This window comes from Streptomyces boncukensis (assembly GCF_011045075.1).
In the GTDB taxonomy this organism is placed as follows: domain Bacteria; phylum Actinomycetota; class Actinomycetes; order Streptomycetales; family Streptomycetaceae; genus Streptomyces; species Streptomyces boncukensis.
Genome location: NZ_JAAKZZ010000027.1, coordinates 1 through 20,739 on the forward strand (window position 1 = coordinate 1; position 20,739 = coordinate 20,739).

Sequence of the window (20,739 nt, forward strand, 5' to 3'; positions counted from 1 at the left end):
CTCCCCGGCCGCTCCGTGCGCCGGCCCCCGCGCGGCCCCGCGCCGACGGCGGCCCTGAGCACGCCCTGAGCGCGCCCTGACCCTCGCCGCGCCTCCCTCCCGTACGGCCCCTGACGGCCCCTGACCGCCCTTCAGCTCCCCGCTCCGCGCCCGATTGTCGAAGCGCTTCGACTCAAAGGAGAGTCCCGTGACAGCCCAGGGCACGCCCAGACGCCACCTCCTTGCCGCCGGCCTCACCGTCCCGCTCGCGGCCGGCGCGGGCCTGGCCGCCGCCGGGCCCGCCGCCGCGGACGCCCGCCGCGCCGCGCCCGCCGCCGCCGACAGCGGCCACCGGTTCCGGAACCCGGACCTCCCCTTCTCCGACCGCGTCGAGGACCTGCTGGGCCGGCTGACCCCCGAGGAGAAGGTCTCGCTGCTCCACCAGCACCAGCCCGCGATTCCCCGGCTGGGCATCCGCGCGTTCCGCACCGGGACCGAGGCCCTGCACGGCGTCGCCTGGCTCGGCAAGGCCACCGTCTTCCCGCAGGCCGTCGGCCTGGCCAGCACCTGGAACCCGGAGCTGGTCACCCGCATCGGCACCGCCGTCGGGGACGAGGCCCGCGGCTTCCAGCACGAGCGCCCTCCGGGCTGGGGCCTCAACCTGTGGGCCCCCGTGGTCAATCTGCTGCGCGATCCGCGCTGGGGCCGCAACGAGGAGGGCTACTCCGAGGACCCCTGTCTGACCGGCGCCATCGCCACCGCCTACGGCACCGGACTGACCGGCGACCACCCCCGCTATCTGAAGACGGCCCCCACCCTCAAGCACTACATCGCCAACAACACCGAGAAGGACCGCACCACCTCCGACTCCATGCTGCCCCCGCGGGCCCTGCACGAGTACTACGAAGCCGCGTTCGAACCGGCCGTCGCCGCGGGCGCCGTCACCGGCGTGATGTCCGCGTACAACCTGGTCAACGGGCGCCCCGCCACCGTCGACCCCGCCCTCAACGACACCGTCCGCGGGTGGACGGAGAAGGACCTGTTCCACGTCACCGACGCCGACGGGCCCAACAACCTCACCAACTCCCAGGACTACTACCGGACCCTTCCCGAGGCCACCGCCGCGGCCCTCAAGGCAGGCATCGACAGCTTCACCAACGACAGCGACGACCCCAGCAAGACCGTCAAGGCCCTCACCACAGCCCTCGACAAGGGGCTCATCGGCGAGTCCGACCTCGACACCGCCGTACGGCACCTGCTCGGCATCCGCATGCGGCTCGGCGAGTTCGACCCCGACGGCGGACCGTACGGAAAGATCGGCCGGTCCGTCATCGACAGCCCAGCGCACCGCGAACTCGCCCGCGAGGCGGCCACCGAGGCGGTCGTCCTGCTCAAGAACGGCGGCGGCGCCCTCCCCCTGGACGCCCGGCGCGTGACGAAGGCCGCCGTGGTCGGCCCGCTCGCCGACACCCTCTACACCGACTGGTACTCCGGCACCCTGCCATACCGGGTCACCCCCCGGCAGGGCATCGCGAAGCGGCTCGGAGCGGCCGGAGAGGTCACCGGCGGCGAGGCCGTCGACCGGATCGCGCTGAAGAACCCGGACTCCGGCAGATATCTGACCGCGGGCAGCGGCGACGACGGCGCCGTCCTCACCGAGAGCGGTGACAGCGCGGGCCCCACCGAGCAGTTCGACGTCTTCGGCTGGGGCCAGGGCATCGTGACCCTGCGCAGCGCCGCCAACGACCGGTACGTCGGCTACGACGGCACGGCCTTCCGCAACGACCAGGAGCAGCCCACCGGCTGGTTCGTGCAGCAGCAGTTCGCGCTGGAGGAACAGGACGACGGCACCCGCCTGGTCCGGTACGCCGGATACGAGACCCTCAGCGACGGGTTCGGCCCCAAGACCTACCTCAAGGCCGCAGCCGACGGCGCGCTGTCCCTGACCACCGAGGACGACGCCACCCGCTACACGGCCGAGACCGTCCGCGACGGGACGGCCGAGGCGGTCGAGGCGGCCCGGGACGCCGACGCCGCCATCGTCGTCGTGGGCAGCATGCCGTTCATCAACGGCCGCGAGGACCACGACCGCACCTCCCTGGCCCTCGCCGCGCCACAGGCCGAGCTGGTCAAGGCCGTCCACCGGGCCAACCCGCGCACCATCGTCGTCCTGCAGACCAGCTACCCGGACACGGTCACCTGGGAGCAGCGGCACATCCCGGCGCTGCTGTGGACCACCCACGCGGGCCAGGAGACCGGAAACGCCCTGGCCGCCGTGCTGTTCGGCGACCGGAACCCGGCCGGACGGCTGACCCAGACCTGGTACCGGTCCGAGGACGACCTGCCCGACCTCCTCGACTACGACATCATCGACTCCGACCGCACCTACCTCTACTTCCGCGGCGAGCCCCTCTACCCCTTCGGGCACGGCCTGTCCTACACCACCTTCCGCTACGGACGCCCCCGGCTGTCGGCCCGCACCCTCGCGTCCGGCGGCACCGTCACCGTCTCCGTCCACGTCACCAACACCGGCGGGCGCGACGGCGACGAGGTCGTCCAGCTCTACACCCGCCAGCGCACCTCGCGGAACAAGCAGCCCCGCCGGCAGCTGCGCGGCTTCCGGCGGATCCACCTCAAGGCCGGCCGCGGCGCGACCGTGCGGTTCACCCTGCGCGCCGAGGACCTCGCCCACTGGGACGTCACCCGGGAGCGCCCGGTCGTGGAGACCAGCACGCACGACATCCTGGTGGGCGCCTCCGCCGAGGACATCCGGGCCCGCACGAGGCTGCGCGTCCGCGGCGAGAAGATCCCCCCGCGCGACCTGTCCGGCACCACCCGCGCCGCCGCCTTCGACGCCTACAGCGGGGTGCGGCTGGCGGACGAGAGCAAGGCGGGCGGCCAGGCGGTGGGCGCGGAGCAGGACCGGGCCTGGATCGCCTTCCGCGACGTCGACCTGGGCGGCGGAGCGGCGAAGCTCACCGCGCGCGTCGCCCGCGAGGGCCGCGGCAGCGGCACCCTGACCGTCCGCCTCGGCTCCCCGCGCGGCCCGGTCGCCGCCACCGCCGAGGTGCCCAGCACCGGCGACCGCTACACCTACGACACCGTCACCGCCCGGCTGCGCGGCGCACGCGGACGCCGCGACGTCTACCTCGTCTTCTCGGACGCCCTGCGCCTGAGCACCTTCTCGCTGCGCTGACCCGCGAGCCCGGACCCGGAGCCGGACCCCGACCCCGACCGGGACCAGCCCTGGCCCCGGCCCGAGTCCGGGCCCGCGGCCCAGCGCCGAGCCGCCGCGCCGAAACGGAGAACCCTCCCCATGCCCTCATACACCGCACACCCGGCGCGCACCGCCCTGGCGGCGGGGGCGAGTGCCGCCGTACTCGTCCTCCTCACCGGATGCGCACCCACACCGGAGCCCGGCACGCTCACCGTGCTCAACTCCGCGACCGACACCGCCGAACACACCAGGAACCAGAAGTTCTTCGACCGCTGCGCGCGCCAGTACGGGCTGCGCGTCGAACAGCTCAGCGTGCCCGCCGACCAGGTCTCCTCCAAGGCGCTGCGGATGGCGTCCTCGAAGTCGCTGCCCGACATCCTGGAGCTGGACGGCTCCGAGCTGCCGCAGTTCGCCGAGACCGGCGGCCTGCGCACCCTTGAGGACCTCGGCGTGCGCACCGACGGCTTCTCCCGCAGCGCCGTCTCCCTCGGCTCCTACGACGGCACCCGCTACGGCATCGCCCGCTCCGCCAACTCCCTCGCCCTCTACTACAACCCCGACCTGCTCAAGAAGGCCGGCGTCCGCCCGCCCCGCACCTGGGACGAGCTGCGCGCCACCGCGCGGAAGCTGACCCGCGCCAGCACCTACGGGTTCGCCTTCAGCGCCACCCCGAACGCCGACGGCGTCTACCAGTTCCTGCCGTTCTTCTGGTCGGGAGGCGGCGACGAGGCACGGCTGGACGACGGCAAGGGCGCGGGAGCGCTGCGGCTGTGGAAGCGGATGGTGGACGACGGCACCGTCTCCAAGGCCGTCGTCAACTGGAACCAGCAGGACGTCAACGACCAGTTCCTCGCGGGCCGCGCCGCCATGATGGTCAACGGCCCCTGGCAGGTGCCCGTGCTGGAGGGCCAGAAGAAGGTGGACTGGGCCGTCGCCCCCCTCCCCGTGCCCCGGGCCGGCGACACCGCCGTCGCCCCGATCGGCGGCACCGTGATGACCGTCCCCAAGAGCGACGACCGGGGCCGCGAGAAGGACGCGGCCAAGGTCCTGGGCTGCCTCAACACCTCCGCCAACCAGCTCGACTGGGGCGAGGCGTCCAACAACGTGCCCACCCGCACCGCCGCCGCGCGCCGCTACGCCGAGCAGAACCCCAGGCTCGCCGCCTTCGCCGAACTGGTGGGCACCGCCCGCTCCCGCACCGGGAAGGTCGGCACCGGGTGGCCCGAGGTGGGCGAAGCGCTCGCCGGTGCCTTCCAGTCCGTCCTCACCGGCGGCAGCAGCCCCGAGAACGCCCTGCGCCGCGCCCAGCGGCAGGCCACGGCGGGGGAGTGAGGAGCATATGAGCACCGCCGCCCCCGCCACCGCCCGGACGTCCTCCCCGGCGCCGCGGCCCAAGGGCGCCGCCCGCCGGGGCAGCCGCCGCACCACGCTGCTGCGCTGGGCCTTCGTGGCGCCCGCCCTGCTCTACATGGCCGCCTTCTTCGGCTACCCGCTGGTCCGCAACGTGCTGATGAGCTTCCAGCACTACACACCGAAGACCTACTTCACCGGCGAGGCGCCCTTCAACGGGCTGGACAACTGGCGGGCCGTCTTCGGCGACCCGCTGTTCACCGACGCGCTGTGGCACACCGCGCTGTTCACCCTCGGCTCGCTGGCCGGCCAGTTCACCATCGGCCTCGCCCTCGCGGTCTTCTTCTCCCGCCGCTTCCGCCTCTCCGCGCTCGTCCGCGCCGTCCTGCTGCTGCCCTGGCTGGTGCCCATGGTGGTGGCCGCCGTGGTGTGGCGGCGCATCCTCGACCAGGAGCACGGCGTCCTCAACGCGGCCCTGAAGACCCTCGGCCTCACCGACGGCGGCGTGCCCTGGCTCAGCAGCCCCAGCGTGGCCCTCACCGCAGCGGTGCTCGTCAACATCTGGATCGGCATCCCGTTCAACATGGTCATCCTCTACGGCGGCCTCCAGGAGATCCCCCGCGACCTGTACGAGGCCGCCGCGCTGGACGGCGCGAGCCCCTGGCGCGCCTTCCGCTCCATCACCCTGCCGATGCTGCGCCCCGTGATCACCGTCGTCCTCGTGCTCGGCTTCATGTCGACGGTGAAGATCCTCGACCTGATCCTCGCCCTCACCTCGGGCGGTCCCGCCGACTCCACCCAGACCCTGGGCACCGTCACCTACCAGCTGTCCTTCCTGCGGCTGGACTTCGGCCAGGGCGCCGTCGTCGGCAATGTCCTCATCCTGATCAGCGCGGTCTTCGCGGTGCTCTACCTGCGGGCGAGCCGTGCCGACTTCGAAGGGCGGAAGTGAGACCGATGGCCGCGACCACCCACCACCGCGCCCCTGAGCCCTCCGGCGCCCCGGGGCGCCGCGCGGCCCCCGGACCGGCGCGGACCGCGCCCCCGGCCGGCCGCCGGCTGCGCGGCGCCTGGAACACCGCGGCGGCGCTGCTCATCCTCGCCGTGCTGCTCTTCCCGCTGTACTGGATGCTGGTCACCGCGCTCCAGCCGTCCGCGGGGATCGACGTGGACGTCTTCCCCACCGACCCCGGACTGGAGAGCTTCCGTACCGCCCTGGACTCCCAGGGCGACTCCCTGGTCACCAGCCTCACGGTCGCCCTCGGCGCCGTCGCCGTCTGCCTCGTGCTGGCAGCCCCGGCCGCCTACGGGCTGGCCCGGCTCTCGCTGCGCGGCAGCCGCACCATCGTCTTCACCACCCTCATCACGCAGATGGTGCCGGGCATCGTCATCGCCAACGCCCTCTACAGCGCCTACGCGGAGCTGGGCCTGGTCAACTCCTACCTCGGCCTGATCCTGGCCGACGCCTCGCTCGGGCTGCCGTTCTCCATCGTGCTGCTGCGTGCCTTCATGCTCTCCATTCCCGGCGAGGTGGTGGAGGCCGCGCTGGTGGACGGCGCCAACCGGTTCACCGCCTTCCTCCGCGTCGTGCTGCCGATGAGCCGCAACGCGCTGATCACGGCGGGGCTGTTCACGTTCCTGTTCGCCTGGTCGGACTTCATGTTCGCCCTCACCCTCAACACCACCGACGACGTCAAGCCGGTCACGCTCGGCATCTACCAGTTCGTGGGAGCCCACGTCAGCGACTGGGGCGCGGTCATGGCCACGGCCGTACTCTCCGCGATCCCCGCCGCGGTGCTGCTCGTCGTCGCCCAGAAGTACATCGCCGCCGGCGTCACCGGCGGATCCGTCAAATAGCCGCCGCGAGTAAGGCTGTTCACCCTGATGCGATCCACACCCCAAGGCCGCTTCCCCGCGCTCACCGGCCTCCCGGCGGACTTCGTCTTCGGAGCCGCCACCGCCGCCTACCAGATCGAAGGGGCGCACGACGAGGACGGGCGGGGCCCGTCCATCTGGGACACCTACTGCCGCGAACCCGGCCGCACCGCGGGCGGCGCCACCGGCGACATCGCCTGCGACCACTACCACCGCTACCGCGAGGACATCGCGCTGCTGCGCGAGCTGGGCGTCGACAGCTACCGCTTCTCCGTCGCCTGGCCCCGCGTCCAGCCCACCGGCACCGGCCCCGCCGACCCGCGCGGCCTGGACTTCTACGACCGGCTCACCGACGAACTGCTCGCCGCCGGCATCAGCCCCGCCGCCACCCTCTACCACTGGGATCTGCCGCAGGCCCTGGAGGACCGGGGCGGCTGGCGGGTGCGGGAGACGGCCGAGCGGTTCGCCGCGTACGCGGCCGTGACCGCCGACCGGCTCGGCGACCGCGTGCACCGCTGGATCACCCTCAACGAGCCCTTCTGCAGCGCCTTCCTCGGCTACGCCACCGGCCGGCACGCCCCCGGGGCCCGCGAGGGGCGCGGCGCGCTGGCCGCCGCGCACCATCTGCTGGTCGGCCACGGGCTCGCCGTCCGGGCCCTGCGCGCGGCGGACCCGTCGGGCGCCGCGCGGATCGGGATCACCCTCAACCCCGACCGGCTGCTGCCCGCCACCGGCTCCCCGGCCGACCGGGCCGCCGCGCGGCGCGCCGAGACGCTGCACAACGAGACCTGGTTCGACCCGCTGTTCGCCGGCCGCTACCCGCGCGGCGAGGCGGAGACCTGGGGAGAGCTGGCCGGCGGCGGCCACCGCCGGGACGGCGACCTCGCCCTCATCGGCGCGCCGCTGGACTTCCTCGGCATCAACTACTACCGCCCGCTCACCGTCGCCGAAGCGCCGCACCACGACCCGGACCCCGCCGCCCGCACCGCCACCGACATCCGGGTCGCCGAGCTGCCCCGCGACGACGTCCGCCTCACCACCATGGGCTGGCCCGTCGACCCGCACGCCCTCACCGACCTCCTGCTGGACCTGACCGCGCGCTATCCGGAGCTGCCGCCGCTGCTGATCACCGAGAACGGCTCCGCCGAGGCCGACACCGTCACCGGCGACGGCCGGATCCACGACACAGAGCGGGTCGCCTATCTGAGCGACCATCTGGCGGCGCTGGCCGAGGCGGTCCGCGCGGGCGTCGACGTACGCGGCTACTACGTGTGGTCGCTGCTCGACAACTTCGAGTGGGCCCGCGGCTACGAGCAGCGCTTCGGCATCGTCCGCGTCGACTACGCCACCCAGCGCCGCCTCCCCAAGGACAGCTACCACTGGTACCGCGACCTGATCACCGCCCACCGCGGGCACCAGGCACGGCCGGAACCGACCGCACCGAGCACCGGAGAGCAGGCCCCCCGATGAAGTTCACCGACGGCTACTGGATGATGCGGGACGGGGTGCACGCGGCGTACGCCACCGAGATCGCCGACATCCGCGTCGCCGAGGACCGCTTCACCCTCTACGCCCCCGTACGCCGCGTCCGGCGCCGCGGCGACACCCTCAACGGCGCGCTGCTGACCGTCGAGTGCTTCGCACCCGCCGAGGGCGTCATCGGCGTCCGCGTCACCCACCACGGCGGCGGCCCCGACCGCGGCCCGCACCTCGCCCCGCGGCCGCCCGCCGAGGGCCCCGCGGGCGCCGCCGCGGGCAAGGTCACCCGCGACGGCACGCTGCTCGAACTCGCCAGCGGCGGCCTGTCCCTCCGGGTCGACACCGCGGCCGGCTACCGCCTCGACTTCACCGCCGACGGCCGCACCCTCACCTCCGCCGGAGCCCGCGGCACCGGCTTCGCCACCACCCCCGACGGCGCCCACCACTCCCTCGCCCAGCTCTCCCTCGGGGTCGGCGAACTCGTCTACGGACTCGGCGAGCGCTTCACCCCCTTCACCCGCAACGGACAGAGCGTCGACATCTGGCAGGCCGACGGCGGCACCGCCAGCGAACAGGCGTACAAGAACATCCCGTTCCACCTCACCAACCGCGGCTACGGCGTCTTCGTCAACCACCCCGGCAAGGTGTCCTACGAGGTCGGCTCCGAGGCCGTCGGACAGGTGCAGTTCAGCGTCGCGGACCAGACACTGGAGTACTACGTCGTCCACGGCCCCGCGCCCAAGGACGTCCTCGCCCGCTACACCGCGCTCACCGGCCGCCCCGCGCTGCCCCCGGCCTGGTCCCTGGGGCTGTGGCTGTCCACCTCCTTCACCACCTCCTACGACGAGGAGACCGTCACCCGCTTCGTACGCGGCATGGCCGAGCGCGGCATCCCGCTCGGCGTCTTCCACTTCGACTGCTTCTGGATGCGCGCCTACCAGTGGTGCGACTTCACCTGGGACCCGGAGGTCTTCCCCGACCCCGAGGGCATGCTGCGCCGGCTGCGGGAGGACCACGGGCTGAAGACCTGCGTGTGGATCAACCCGTACATCGCGCAGAAGTCCCCGCTGTTCGACGAGGCCCGGGAGCTGGGCTACCTGGTGCGCCGCCCGGACGGCGGAGTGTGGCAGTGGGACATGTGGCAGGCCGGCATGGGCCTGGTCGACTTCACCCACCCCGGCGCCCGCGCCTGGTACGCGGACCAGCTCCGCGCGCTGCTCGGCCAGGGCGTCGACTGCTTCAAGACCGACTTCGGCGAGCGCGTCCCCACCGACGTCGTCTGGCACGACGGCTCCGACCCGGAGCGCATGCACAACTACTACACCCAGCTGTACAACCGGACCGTCTTCGAGACCCTCACCGAGGCGCGCGGCGAGGGCGACGCCGTGGTGTTCGCCCGCTCCGCGACCGCGGGCGGACAGCGCTACCCCGTCCACTGGGGCGGCGACTGCGAGTCCACCTTCGGCGCGATGGCCGAGTCGCTGCGCGGCGGGCTCTCCCTGGGCCTGTCCGGCTTCGGCTTCTGGAGCCACGACATCGGCGGCTTCGAAGGGACGCCGGATGCGGCGCTGTTCAAGCGCTGGGCGCAGTTCGGCCTGCTGTCCTCGCACAGCAGGCTGCACGGCAGCACCTCCTACCGGGTGCCGTGGGAGTTCGACGACGAGGCCGTCGCCGTCACCCGCGACTTCACCCGCCTCAAGCACCGGCTGATGCCCTACCTCATGCACGCGGCACGCCAGGCCGCCGAACGGGGCACCCCGGTGATGCGGGCGATGCTGCTGGACTTCCCCGACGACCCGGCCTGCCACACCCTGGACCGGCAGTACATGCTGGGCGACGACCTGCTGGTGGCACCGGTCCTCACCCCCGACGGCACCGTGGACTACTACGTCCCGCACGGCACCTGGACCCACCTGCTGTCCGGCGCCCGGGTCAGCGGCCCCGGCTGGCACCGCGAGCAGTACGGCTTCGACAGCCTGCCGCTGCTGGCACGCCCCGGCTCGGTGCTCCCCTTCGGCGCCGGGGAGGAGTCCGCCGTCTACGACTGGGCGGACGGCGTCACCCTCCGCGCCCACCAGCTGCCCGACGGAGCCGACGTCACCACCCGCGTCCCGCGCCCGGACGGACAGCCCGACGCGGTCTTCCGCACCCGCCGCACGGGGCGCTCGGTCACCGTCGAGGCCACCGGGGCGCCCGGCCCCTGGCGGCTGCTGCTGGACGGAGCCGCGCACACCGCGCCGGAGGGCGCAACGGAGCTCACGGCGCCCCCGGCGCCGTGACCGCAGAGCGCACCCCACCCGACGAGCTGAGGAGGAAACGATGGCCCTTTCCCGACGGACGGTGCTGCACGGCGTGGGCGCGGGGGTCGGCGCCGCCGGCGCCGCGGCCTGGACCGGCACCGCCGCCGAGGCGGCGCCCGGTCGCCCCGTCCCGCCGCCGGGCGGCGGCGTGCTCACCGACGGCACCGAGCGCACCGTCGACCTCCGCGACGGCTGGCGCTTCGCCCTGGTCAACACCGACGGCGCGGACGCGCCCCGGCCGGACGACGGCGCGGGGACCTGGCGCGACGTGGACCTCCCGCACGACTGGAGCATCGCCCTGGACCCGGAGGAGGGCGACCACACCACCTCCGGCACCGGCTTCCTGCCCGGCGGCCTCGGCTGGTACGAGAAGACCCTCGTCCTGCCCCGCGCCCTGGACGGCAAGAAGGTGTGGGCCGAGTTCGACGGCGTCTACATGGACGCGCACGTGTATGTGAACGGCGAGGCCGCCGGGGAGCACCCGTACGGCTACACCGGCTTCGCCGTCGACCTCACCGAGCACCTCACCTGCGACGGCGAGACCCGGAACACCCTCGCCGTGAAGGTGCGCAACCAGATCCCCAGCAGCCGCTGGTACTCGGGCAGCGGCATCTACCGCGACGTCCGGCTGGTCGTCGCCCCGCCCGTGCACCTCGTCCGGCACGGCGTCACCGTCACCACACCGGACCTGGAGCAGGAGGTGAAGCGGGGCCGTGCGACCGTACGCGTGGCGGCCACGGCGGTCAGCGAGGCGGGCGCCGCCGAGGCGCGCGTGACAGTCGCGCTCGAAGACGCCGACGGCCGGACGGTGGCCACCCGCACCGAGCCGGCCGCGCTCGGCCCCGAGGAGCGCACCGTCCGCCTCGACCTGCGCGTGGACGAGCCGCGCCTGTGGTCGCTGGAGCGGCCGTACCGGTACACGGTCGTCACCCGTGTGCGGACCGCCGCCGGCGCGGCGGACGAGACCCGGACGCCCTGCGGGCTGCGCTGGTTCGCCGTCGACCCGGCCGACGGCTTCTCGCTCAACGGCACCCATCTCAAGCTCCAGGGCGTGAACCTCCACCACGACCTGGGCCCGCTCGGCGCCGCGTTCTCCCCGGACGCCGCCCGCCGCCAGCTCGCGCTGATGCGCCGGATGGGCGTCAACGCCGTGCGCACCGCTCACAACCCGCCGGCTCCGGGGCTGGTCGACCTGTGCGACCAGGAGGGCTTCCTGCTGATCGCCGAGGCGTTCGACTGCTGGCGCACCGGGAAGACGGACTACGACTACGGCCGGTTCTTCGACGAGCACTCCGAATCCGACATCAAGGAGATGGTGCACGCCGCGAAGAACTCCCCGGCCGTGGTCATGTGGTCCATCGGCAACGAGGTCTACGACAACGGCAGACCGGAGGGCGTCGCCATGGCCCGCGACCTGATCCGCGCCGTCAAGTCCGTCGACGCCACCCGCCCCGTCGTCATCGGCGCCTACTCCTACCGCAGCGTGCCCGAGGACGGCTCCCCCGAGGACCGGATCCTGCGGCTGCTGGACGGCATCGGCGTCAACTACAACACCGCGGGCTCCCTGGACGACCTGCACGCGAAGTACCCCGGCACCTTCTTCTTCGAGTCCGAGTCCTCCTCCAACACCTCCACCCGGGGCGTGTACGACGCGCCGGACCGCCTCAACACCGGCGAGAACCACGCCCCCGGCCGGCGCGGCGCCTCCTCCTACGACAACAACCAGGCGCCGTGGACGATGAGCGGCGAGCACTCCCTCAAGAAGGACCGCGACCGCAAGTTCCTCACCGGGCAGTTCCTGTGGACCGGCATCGACTACATCGGCGAGCCCACCCCCTACGACGTCTTCCCGGTCAAGACGTCCTTCTTCGGCGCCGTGGACACCGCGGGCTTCCCCAAGGACCAGTTCCACCTCTTCCGCAGCCAGTGGAGCGACGAGCCGATGGTGCACCTGGTGCCGATGGACTGGACGCGGCACCGCCCCGGTGAGGAGGTCACCGTGTGGGCCTACAGCAACGCCGAGAGCGTGGAGCTCTTCCTCAACGGCCGGTCCCTGGGGGAGCGCCGCTTCGACCGCAAGACCACCGGGTACGGCCGCGGCTATCTGGAGACGACGGAGGCCACCGGCGACGACAAGACGGTCACCGACGGGCCCTACCCCGGCAGCTACACCAGCCCCAACGGCAGCGCGGGCAAGCTCCACCTCACCTGGAAGGTCCCCTTCCGGAAGGGCAGGCTGCAGGCCGTCGCGCGGCACCGCGGGAAGGTGGTGGCACGCGACACGCTGCGCACGGCCGGGCGCCCGGCGCTGCTGCGGCTGCGCGCCGACCGCAAGCGGGTGACCGCCGACGGGCGGGCCCTGGTGTTCGTGACCGCCGAGGTCACCGACGCGCGCGGGGTCACGGTCCCCGGCGCGGACACCCCGGTCGCCTTCTCGGTCTCCGGCGCCACCCTGGCCGGAACGGACAACGGCCGGCAGGAGAGCGCCGAGAACTACCTCTCCGCCACCCGCGCCGCCTTCCAGGGCAGGGCCCTGGCGGTGATCCGGGCCGGCCGCGAGCCGGGCGCAGTCACCGTCACGGCGCGCGCTCCCGGACTGCACCCGGACACCGTGCGCATCCGGGCCACCGCCGCCGGCCGGGCCGCGGGGACGGCGGACACGGCCGCGGCCCGGACCGCTCCGGCGCCCCTCGCGGCGCCCGCGTCCCCCCGCGCCGGGGACCGGCGCGGCCCCCGCGCCGACGCGGGCTACGCCGGAGCCCCGGACAGCCTCCCGGCGGCCATGCTGGACGGCAGCACCGCGACGGGCTGGTCGAACTTCTTCCGGAAGGAGGCCACCCCGCTGCTGCCCGAGGAGAGCACCGCGCACGCCCGCGCGTGGGTGTCGCTGTCCTGGGACGAGGAGCAGCGGATCGGCGCGCTCGAAGCGTCCTTCACCCAGGACGCCGCGCACGCCCTGCCCGAGGCGGTGGCCGTCAGCTCCTGGAACGGCCGCGCCTGGGTTCCGGTGGACAGGCTGCGGACGGACTGGGCGGACGCCTCGGACGCCGTCACCCGCCTCACGTTCGAGCCCGTCACCACCCGCCGCGTCAAGCTGGAGCTGACGAGCCGTCACCCGGGCACGGACCAGGGCTTCCTGCGCATCGTCCGGCTGGCCGCCGCGGGGGAGTGAAGGGCGCGAACGCGCCGGTGAGGCGGCCCCGCACCCCGCGAGGAGGCGGGGCCGCCGCCGCACCCGCACCCTGCGACGCGCAGCAAGGGGGACAGCAAGGGGGGCGGCCCCGGCTCAGCGGGGTCCCCCCGCGCGGCGGCGCGCCCGGTAGGCGGCGGCCTTGACGCGGTTGCCGCACTCCGCCATCCCGCACCAGGTGCGCCGGGCGCCGCGCGAGCGGTCGAGGTAGATGCGGGTGCAGCCGGTCCGGCCGCACTCCTTCAGCTGGGCGTGCGGGTCGGCGAGTACGGCGATGGCGCTTCTGGCGATCTGGGAGAGCGCCGCGGCGAGGTCCCCCGACACCCGCACGCCCGCGTCGCCGAGCCGGACCGCCGGCACGGGCTCCGCGGCGGCGCCGTTGACGGTCTCCAGGCTGCCCGGGTCGAAGGGCCGGCCGCGCACGCGGTCGAGGGCGAGCCGGTAGACCGCTTCGCGCAGCGCCAGCGCGGAAGCGAACAGCGCGGGATCCGCGGTCACCCGGTCCGGGAGGCCGTCGCACGCGGCCACCCACCGTTCGAGGTCCGCCGGCCCGTTCAGGGCGTCGACGGGCGCGTCCCCGCGCGATCCCACGGTGCCGGCCAGATCCAGGGCGGGGTTGCCGCTGACGAACGCGAAATCCACGTCACCATCTTGACCGGTGACGCAGCCGCTGGCAAGCTCGTCACCGGTTGAACAGGTGACGCCGAGGCGGACAGGGGAGCACATGGCCGGGATCCGGGACATCGAGGTCGTCGTCTTCGACGTCCTCGGAACGATGATCGACGAGCCCGGCGGGCTGCGGGCCGCGCTGCGCGAGGCGGCGCCCGCGTCCGACGAGGCGGCCCTCGACGGGCTGCTCGCCGTGTGGCAGGGGCACGTCGAACGCGAGCAGCGGCGCATCGGGCAGGGCGACCGCGCGTACGCCGGGAGCGAGACCCTCGACCGGGAGGCCGCCCAGCGGGTCGCCGACCGGGCCGGGATCGCCGACCCGGCGGCCGTCGCCCGGCTGGCCACCTCCGGACAGCGGCTGCCCCTGTGGGGCGACGCGGCCGCCGGCCTCGAACGGCTCGCGCGGCAGTACCCCGTGCTCGGGCTCTCCAACGCCGGCCGCGCCGCCCTGCCGCGGCTCAGCGCGTACGCCGGACTGCGCTGGCACCAGGCCCTGTCGGCGGAGGCCGCCCTGGCCTACAAGCCGGCCCCGGAGGTCTACCGGCTCGCCCTGGACGCGGCCGGATGTCCACCGGACCGCGTGCTCATGGTGGCCGCGCACGCCTGGGACCTGCGCGGAGCCCAGGCGGCCGGCATGCGCACGGCCTACGTCCAGCGCCCGGCCGGGGACCCGCCAGCCGACTCCGACGCCTTCGACGGCCGGTTCGGCGGGCTGGACGAGCTCGTCACCGCGCTGACCACGCGGACCGCGCCGACCGGACGGTAGCCGCTGCCGCTGCCGCGGCCGCGGCCGCACGGAGCGGGGAGGGAGCGGGGCCGTCAGGCGGGCGCGACGAGTTCGGCGAACCGCCGCGCGTCGACGTTCCCGCCGGAGGCGATGACCCCGACGCGGGGCGGGAGGTCGCCGACGCGCCCGGCCAGCAGAGCGGCCACGGCGCTGGCGCCGCTGGGTTCGAGGACGACCTTCAGCCGCTCGAAGACGAACCGCATGGCGCTGACGATCTCTTCGTCGCTCACCAGCGCGATGGCGTCGACCAGGCTCCGGTTGATGGCGAACGGGACCGCCCCGGGCGTGGGCAGTGCCTGCCCGTCGGCCACGGTGCGGGGCACGGGGACGGTGACGCGCTCGCCGCTGGCCAGCGAGCGCCTGGTGTCGTCGCTCCCCGCGGGCTCGACGCCGACGAGCCGGATCGCCGGGTGCAGCGCCCTGGCGGCGACCGCGCTGCCGGCCATGAGGCCGCCGCCCCCGACCGGCACGACCAGGGCGCCGAGTTCCCCGGTCTCCTGCAGGAGTTCGAGGGCGGCCGTGCCCTGCCCGGCGATGACGTCGGGGTGGTCGTAGGGCGGGATGAGGGCCAGACCGCGCTCCTCGGCCAGGGCCTCCCCGAGCGCGGTCCGGTCCTGGGTGTAGCGGTCGTAGGTGACGATCTCCGCCCCGTATCCCGCGGTGGCCTCGCGCTTGGAGCGCGGGGCGTCCTCGGGCATCAGCACGACGGCACCGGTGCCCAGTTCGCGCGCGGCCAGCGCGACGGCCTGGGCGTGGTTGCCGGAGGAGTACGCCGCGATCCCGCGGGCCAGCTGCCCGGGGGAGAGCCGGGCGGCGGCGTTGTAGGCGCCGCGGAACTTGAAGGCGCCGACCCGCTGGAAGTTCTCGCACTTGACGAAGACCTCCGAGCCGGCCAGCGCGTTCAGGGCGCGGGAGGTGAGGACGGGGGTGCGGTGGGCGACGCCGTGGAGCCGGGCGGCGGCGTCCCGGACGTCGTCGGGTGAAACGGGCAGTGCGGCGGCCATGGAGCTCTCCTCGTGGTCGGACGGTCGTAGGGCGGTGCCGGTGCCGGTGCCGGTGCCGGCGGACGGACCGGCGGGCCGCGTCGGTCACCAGCCGTTCACACGCGGCCAGAACGCCTCGACCACGGGCGCGGACGCCGTGTCCCGGGAGCTGTCGACGATCTGGGCCGGGACGGGCAGCGCGGCCCGGCGGGAGGCGTCGGCCACGGACATCGCCTGCGCGACGCTGTCCAGCAGCACCCGCGCGGTGACGCCGCGCCGCAGCAGGGCGAGGGCCCTGGGGAGCTTGTGCGGGGCGATGCCGACGGCGTAGGTGATGTCGGTGTAACCGCCGTCGGCGAACGCCTCGGCCTCGGCGAGGGTGGAGACGGTGACGGGACACGCCGGGCCGTCGTGCAGCAGGGCCGCGACGTCGAGGCTCCTCGCCGTCTTGACATGCGGCCGCAGGGCGACGCCGAGCCGGTCGGCCCTGGCCCGCAGGCGTTCGATGTTGCGCATCGCCCGGTGCACATCGAGGACGGCGAACGGGGTGTCCGGAGCGTCCAGGGTCCGCGGCGCGGCGGAGGAGGCGGTCATACGCGGCCCTTCACGTGGCCCACTGGGCTCACTTGGCGTAGTTGTAGACGGTCGCGCGGGACACGCCGAGCAGACCGGCGATGGTCTGCGCGGCGTCCCGCGAGTCGAAGTAGCCGTCCCGCTGCAGCCGCTGGACGAGGGCCTTCTTGTCCTCCCGGCTCAGCGAGCGGGGCGTGGCGGCGCGCTCGGCCGCCGCCGCCTCCACCGCGCGGCGCAACTCGCGCGCGGTGCGGTCCCGCAGCGTCTCCACGGGCTGCTCGCCGTACTCGGTGCCGGTGGCCACGAGGTTGGACAGCGCGAGCGTGACGGGGGACAGCACGGACACGTCGAGGTTCAGGCAGAGCGCCGCGATGTACTCGCCCGCGGCGTTCTTGATGCCGATGGACGTGCTCTTCGCCGGGCGGCCGTCGGGGAACCGGTTGGGGTAGTTCTGGACGACGCCGGGGTAGTCCGGGTCGGCGATCCGGGCCAGGCCCAGCTCGGTCACGGAGTCCCCGACCCGGCGCCCGGAGAGGTTGTTCTCGATCGAGCGGATCGCGTGGTCGGGATCCCTCAGATCGTGCAGCACGACCTCGCACAGGCCCGGGAACATCCGGCCCAGCGCGGTGGCGATCTTCTCGGCCTCGCGGATGAGGTGCTCGTCCGCCTCGTTCCCTGCATCCGCCTCGGGCGGTCCGTCGGCGGCGGAGTGCTCCATGGGGCTCCCTCCCGGTGCGCTTAAACCCTCAGTCCAGGATTGGATAATAATGCCAAGGCCGGGGCCCGGCCGCCCGCCCCACCGGAAACTCACCGGCCCCCGTTCCGGCCGGCTGTGAGACTCCCGGCGTGACGCTGCACAGGAACGAGATCCCCCGCGACGCGACCCTGGTCAGATCGCTGCTGGCGGAGCAGCGCCCGGAGTGGGCCGGACTGCCGCTGTCGGCCGCGGACGGCGGAGAACGAGTCGTCCCTGCGGAAGGAACAGGAGTGGCTGCCCCGCCTTGCCCCCTTCCTCCGCTGCCCGATCCCCGAGCCGGTCCACCTCGGCACGCCCACCGGCGCCTTCCCGCTCGCCTGGTCGGTCCACCGCTGGATCGACGGCGACGAGCCCGGCGAGGACACCGTCCGGGACTGGGCCGCCTTCGGCGCCGACCTGGCGGCGGTCGTCCGGGATCTGCACGGAACCGGCCTCATGGGGGCGGCGCGCGCGGACGGCCTGAGCGGGTACCGAGGAGGCAGCCTGCGGGCGTGCGACCCGTGGGTGGGCGCGTCGCTCGGCGAGATCCGGACCGCCGAGGGTCCGGACCTCGATGTCGAGACGCTGGAGGGGCTGTGGCGGGCCGCGCTCGCCCTGCCCGAGCCCACCGGGCCGCAGGTGTGGCTGCACAGCGACCTGAGACCCGCCAACCTCCTGGCCCGCCACGGCAGGCTGCACGCCGTCATCGACTTCGGCGGCCTCTCCATCGGCCTGCCCGACGCCGAGCACGCACCGTTGTGGGACCTGCCGGCGCGGGCCCGGCAGGCGTACTGGGCAGCGCTGGACCTCGACGAGCGGACCTGGACCCGCGCCCGCGCCTGGGCGATCGCGGTCGGCGCCGGCAGCCTCGCCCACTACCGGCACACCTGGCCCGCCTTCGCCGCCGAGTGCCGGGCGCGGCTCCAGGCGGTGCTCGCGGACGCCGCCGCACGCTGAGCGGTCCGTGCCGCCGTGCCCGGCGGGACGGACGCGGTGCGGTCGGCGGCCCACAGGAGCAGCGCGGCGCAGCTGAAGGCGGCGCCCAGCACGCAGACCCCCGCCCAGCCCGCCGCCGCGTACAGCAGGGAGGAGCCGAGGGCGCCCAGCGCGCTGCCGGCCGAGTAGCAGACCATGTAGCCGCCGATGATCCTGCTTCCGGCCTCGGGCGCCACCGCGTGGATGAGGGTCTGGTTGGTGACGTGCACGGCCTGGACGGCGAAGTCCAGCAGGACCGCTCCGACGGCCAGGGCCCACAGGGACCGCCCGGTCAGGGCGAGCGGCAGCCAGGACAGCGCCAGTGTGCCGAGTCCGAGGGCGGTGGTCCGCTGCGCCAGACCGCGGTCGTTCCAGCGGCCCGCCAGCCCCGCCGCGACCGCCCCCGCCGCGCCGACGAGCCCGAACGCTCCGATCGCCGTGTGCGACAGCGACCACGGCGGACCGCTGAGCGGCTGGACGACGCTGCTCCACAGCGTGCTGAAGGCGGCGAACACCAGCAGCGCCAGGGCGCCGCGGACGCGCAGCAGGCGGTGGGCGGCGAACAGCGTCCAGGTCGAGGCCAGCAGCTTTCCGTACGGCATACCGCGGGTCCGGGCCGCTTCGGCGGGCAGGGCGCGGTGCAGCGCCAGCGCGAGGGCGGCTGTCACCAGGGCCGAGCACAGATAGACCGCCCGCCATCCGGCCAGGTCGGCCAGGGCTCCGGCCGCGCTGCGCGCCAGCAGGATCCCGATGACCACCCCGCTGGTGACCGTGCCCACCACCCGTCCGCGGCGCTCCGGAGCGGCCAGCGCGGCGGCGGCCGCCACCATGGTCTGCGCGACGACGGCCAGCAGCCCGACCACCGCCAGGGCGGCCAGCAGCACGGCGGCCCCGGGCGCCGCCGCGACGCCGAGCAGCGCGGCGGCCAGCAGGGCGAGCTGGAGTCCGATCAGGCGGCGCCGTCCGACCAGGTCGCCGAGCGGCACGAGCAGGAACAGCCCCAGTCCGTAGCCGACCTGGGTGACGGTGACGATCACGCCCAGCAGGCCGGAGCCGAGCGCGAGTTCCTCGCCCATGGTGACCAGCAGGGGCTGGGCGAAGTAGACGTTGGCCACGGCGCTGCCGCAGGCGAAGGCGATCAGCCACACCACACGGGCCGGCAGCCCTCCGGGCGCTTCCGCCCGCGCGGCCCCCTTCCGTCGACGCGCGCTCGCCGAGCGGTGACCGGACACACGAATCCCCTTCCCTGTTTGGTTGCAAATTGCTACCGGATGGACCGTAAGCCTCTTTGGTAGCATGTTGCAACCAGAACTCGGAGGAGAGCGAAGGAGAGGAGACAGCCGTGGTCACCCGCACGCGGTTCGACGCCGACCCGTGCCCCGTCGCCCGGTCGGTCGACGCCATCGGCGACTGGTGGTCCCTGCTGATCGTGCGGGACGCGTTCGACGGCAGCCGGCGCTTCGGCGACTTCCAGCGCAGCCTGGGCATCGCCAAGAACATCCTCACCGCCCGGCTGCGCACCCTGGTCGACACCGGCGTCCTGCGCACCGCCGCCGCGACCGACGGCAGCGCCTACCGCGAGTACCGCCTCACCGAGAAGGGGCGCGCCCTGTTCCCCGTCATCGTCGCCCTGCGCCAGTGGGGGGAGTCGCACTGCTTCAGCCCGGACGAGCCCCACTCGCGGCTCCTCGACCGGCGGGAGGGCCGCCTGCTGCGCCCGCTGACGGTGCACGCCGAGGACGGTCGGTCCGTGGACCCGGACGAGACCTACGTCGAGAAGACCGGGGAGCCCCGCGCCTGACCGGGAGGCTGCGGGCGCACCGTTGTTCGCTTATTCGCTGGCGCGGCCCACGCCCCGCTGGTTGACTCCTCCGCCGTGACTGGACTGAACGATCCCGCGTTCTTCGACCGGTACGCCCATGAGTACGACCGGGGCGACATCCACGATCCGGCCCCGAGCGCCGACTTCCTGGCCGGCCTCGTCCCCGGCGGCGGGCGCGTCCTGGAACTCGCGGTGGGCACGGGGCGGGTGGCCCTGCCCCTGCTCGCGCGGGGGGTCGCCGTCGAGGGCGTCGAGGGCTCGCCCGCCATGGTCGAGCAGCTGCGGGGGAAGCCGCACGGCACTCAGATCCCGGTGACGATCGGCGACATGGCCGATGTGCCGGTGGACGGCCCCTTCCGGATGGCCTACCTGGTCTTCAACACCCTGTTCAACCTGCCCAGCCAGGCACGCCAGGTGGACTGCTTCCGCAACGTCGCCGGGGTCCTGGAACCCGGCGGATACTTCGTCCTCGAGTGCTTCATCCAGGACGTCGGCGCGTTCGACCGCCACCAGCGGGTCGCCACCCGCGCCCTGTCGCAGGACGCGGCGGAGGTGGAGTTCCTGCTCCACGACCCCGTGGAGCAGGCGGTCACCTACCAGCGCGTGACGATCGGCGCGCGGGGCGCCGAGCTGCGGCCGCTGCGGCTCCGCTACTGCTGGCCGAGCGAGCTGGACCTGATGGCCCAGCTCGCCGGCCTGCGCCTGCGCGAGCGCTACACCGACTGGGACCGGAGCCCCTTCACCGCGTCGAGCGGCAAGCACGTGTCGGTCTACGAGAAGCCGTGACGGCTCCCGGGACCGGCC

Annotated in this window: 15 protein-coding genes and 1 pseudogene; 11 read left to right on the forward strand and 5 right to left on the reverse strand. The window is 74.1% G+C overall.

The window, feature by feature from the left end; translation table 11 throughout:
• The first annotated feature begins 187 nt into the window (after positions 1-187).
• The 7 genes from G5C65_RS04715 to G5C65_RS04745 all read left to right on the forward strand — a co-directional run bounded on the left by G5C65_RS04715 (position 188) and on the right by G5C65_RS04745 (position 13,372).
• Positions 188-3,175, forward strand: a complete 2,988-nt coding sequence (locus G5C65_RS04715) for a glycoside hydrolase family 3 C-terminal domain-containing protein (RefSeq protein WP_165297328.1) — start codon at positions 188-190, stop codon at positions 3,173-3,175.
• Between the two features lie 120 nt (positions 3,176-3,295).
• Entirely contained in the window at positions 3,296-4,528 is a 1,233-nt protein-coding gene (locus G5C65_RS04720) for an extracellular solute-binding protein (RefSeq protein ID WP_165297329.1), read from the forward strand.
• Positions 4,529-4,535: 7 nt separating this feature from the next.
• Entirely contained in the window at positions 4,536-5,498 is a 963-nt protein-coding gene (locus tag G5C65_RS04725) for a carbohydrate ABC transporter permease (protein WP_165297330.1), read from the forward strand.
• Between the two features lie 5 nt (positions 5,499-5,503).
• The gene (locus tag G5C65_RS04730; RefSeq protein WP_165297331.1) at positions 5,504-6,403 is read left to right on the forward strand and encodes a carbohydrate ABC transporter permease; all 900 of its coding nucleotides are present in this window, start codon (positions 5,504-5,506) and stop codon (positions 6,401-6,403) included.
• Between the two features lie 27 nt (positions 6,404-6,430).
• Positions 6,431-7,891, forward strand: a complete 1,461-nt coding sequence (locus tag G5C65_RS04735) for a GH1 family beta-glucosidase (protein ID WP_165297332.1) — start codon at positions 6,431-6,433, stop codon at positions 7,889-7,891.
• Positions 7,888-10,179: an alpha-xylosidase gene (yicI, locus tag G5C65_RS04740; RefSeq protein WP_165297333.1), complete on the forward strand. Its 2,292-nt coding sequence runs from the start codon at positions 7,888-7,890 to the stop codon at positions 10,177-10,179. The genes G5C65_RS04735 and yicI overlap by 4 nt, the downstream gene beginning before the upstream one ends.
• A 40-nt stretch (positions 10,180-10,219) precedes the next feature.
• On the forward strand, positions 10,220-13,372 hold the full coding sequence (locus tag G5C65_RS04745; RefSeq protein ID WP_165297334.1) for a glycoside hydrolase family 2 TIM barrel-domain containing protein: 3,153 nt from the start codon (positions 10,220-10,222) through the stop codon (positions 13,370-13,372).
• A gap of 114 nt (positions 13,373-13,486) precedes the next feature.
• Here G5C65_RS04745 and G5C65_RS04750 read toward each other — a convergent pair whose 3' ends face one another.
• Complete coding sequence (locus G5C65_RS04750; protein ID WP_165297335.1) at positions 13,487-14,032, reverse strand: ABATE domain-containing protein; 546 nt, start codon at positions 14,030-14,032, stop codon at positions 13,487-13,489.
• An 82-nt stretch (positions 14,033-14,114) separates the two neighbouring features.
• Between G5C65_RS04750 and G5C65_RS04755 the strand changes: the two genes are divergently transcribed.
• Positions 14,115-14,825: a haloacid dehalogenase type II gene (locus G5C65_RS04755; RefSeq protein WP_165297336.1), complete on the forward strand. Its 711-nt coding sequence runs from the start codon at positions 14,115-14,117 to the stop codon at positions 14,823-14,825.
• Positions 14,826-14,878: 53 nt separating this feature from the next.
• Here the strand turns inward: G5C65_RS04755 and G5C65_RS04760 are convergent, their stop codons facing one another.
• The 3 genes and pseudogenes from G5C65_RS04760 to G5C65_RS04770 all read right to left on the reverse strand — a co-directional run bounded on the left by G5C65_RS04760 (position 14,879) and on the right by G5C65_RS04770 (position 17,120).
• Positions 14,879-15,850, reverse strand: coding sequence for a pyridoxal-phosphate dependent enzyme (locus tag G5C65_RS04760; RefSeq protein WP_165297337.1), 972 nt, complete (start codon positions 15,848-15,850; stop codon positions 14,879-14,881).
• Positions 15,851-16,006: 156 nt separating this feature from the next.
• Positions 16,007-16,423: pseudogene (locus G5C65_RS04765) on the reverse strand (alanine racemase); the annotation flags it as partial.
• Positions 16,424-16,451: 28 nt separating this feature from the next.
• Positions 16,452-17,120, reverse strand: coding sequence for a helix-turn-helix transcriptional regulator (locus tag G5C65_RS04770; RefSeq protein WP_165297338.1), 669 nt, complete (start codon positions 17,118-17,120; stop codon positions 16,452-16,454).
• Between the two features lie 273 nt (positions 17,121-17,393).
• On the opposite strand from G5C65_RS04770, the gene G5C65_RS04775 reads away from it, so the two are divergent.
• Entirely contained in the window at positions 17,394-18,095 is a 702-nt protein-coding gene (locus G5C65_RS04775) for a phosphotransferase (RefSeq protein WP_241265550.1), read from the forward strand.
• Here the strand turns inward: G5C65_RS04775 and G5C65_RS04780 are convergent.
• Positions 18,014-19,351: an MFS transporter gene (locus G5C65_RS04780; protein ID WP_420903279.1), complete on the reverse strand. Its 1,338-nt coding sequence runs from the start codon at positions 19,349-19,351 to the stop codon at positions 18,014-18,016. The genes G5C65_RS04775 and G5C65_RS04780 overlap by 82 nt on opposite strands.
• A 104-nt stretch (positions 19,352-19,455) precedes the next feature.
• Here G5C65_RS04780 and G5C65_RS04785 point away from each other — a divergent pair, with 104 nt between their 5' ends.
• Positions 19,456-19,914: a winged helix-turn-helix transcriptional regulator gene (locus G5C65_RS04785; RefSeq protein ID WP_165297340.1), complete on the forward strand. Its 459-nt coding sequence runs from the start codon at positions 19,456-19,458 to the stop codon at positions 19,912-19,914.
• 75 nt (positions 19,915-19,989) lie between these two features.
• Positions 19,990-20,721 carry a methyltransferase domain-containing protein gene (locus G5C65_RS04790; RefSeq protein ID WP_165297341.1) on the forward strand — a complete coding sequence of 244 codons (732 nt, stop codon included), beginning with the start codon at positions 19,990-19,992 and terminating at the stop codon, positions 20,719-20,721.
• The last annotated feature ends 18 nt before the right edge of the window (positions 20,722-20,739 follow it).